The following is a 262-nucleotide window of genomic DNA, read 5'->3' on the forward strand; positions in this document are numbered from 1 at the left end:
TGCCTTCTTTCGGGAGCGAACTCGCCAAGCCATCCAATGCCTCAGGCGTCGCATCCATCGTATCGAAGCCCGAAGACCCGTGGATATGGACATCAATGAACCCTGGCAGCACTACCCAATTTTTCCCGCTTGCGTCAATCCGGACGTCGGCTTTTTGCGATAGGTTCTGCCCGATTTCTTTTATTTTGCCGCCTTGTACAAAAAGGTCGGCAACCCGGTTTTCCGTTCCTGCATTGGCGATGGTGACATTTGAAAGCAATAC

At 51.9% G+C, this 262-nt stretch carries 1 pseudogene; it reads right to left on the bottom strand.

Annotation, left to right across the window (positions count from 1 at the left end):
* Nucleotides 1–262, bottom strand: a pseudogene (locus tag SB775_RS30745) (N-acetylglucosamine-6-phosphate deacetylase); the annotation flags it as partial.

Source organism: Peribacillus sp. SIMBA_075 (assembly GCF_046534585.1).